We start from the raw sequence: 478 nt of genomic DNA, 5'->3' as shown, positions 1-478 counted from the left end.
ACGCCGGATCACAAAATCCCTGTTGCGCACGCAGGTATACAGTGGTCTACGTGGCGTAATCGACACGTTGTTGCCATCTCACTCGTCATCTTCCGCGCGGCGGATGATCTTGCCGACCACGGCGCGCGAGAAGCCGCGCGCGACCATGAAGCGGATCTGCTTGGCCCGCGCCTCCGGGGAATCCGGGGCTGTGCCGAAGCGCTTGCGCCAGACCTCCCGGGCCCGCTCGACCTCGGTTTCCCGCAGTCGATCCTGAAGATCGTGCAATTGTTCGTTGCCAAGCTGATGGGTCTTGGCCTCCTGCATCACCCGGGCGGCGCCATAGCGGCTGGCGCGGCGATGGACCAGGCTATCGACGAACCGGTCGGTCGACAGCCAGTTCTCGCGCTCAAGCGCGTCGAGCAGGGTGTCCACCTCCTCGGGCGTCTCGGCATGCGGCGCCAGCTTGCGCCGCAGTTCGGCGCGGCTGTGCTCGCGG

1 protein-coding gene is annotated in these 478 nt (G+C 66.3%); it reads right to left on the bottom strand.

What is annotated here, in order from left to right; genetic code table 11:
* Positions 1 to 78 precede the first annotated feature (78 nt).
* On the bottom strand, positions 79 to 478 hold a 400-nt coding region (gene recX, locus AC1DKV_RS40535; RefSeq protein WP_477139776.1), incomplete at its 5' end, for a recombination regulator RecX.

This window comes from Cupriavidus sp. 05T41 (genome assembly GCF_056396525.1).
This window is presented reverse-complemented; position numbering and strand designations above follow the sequence as displayed.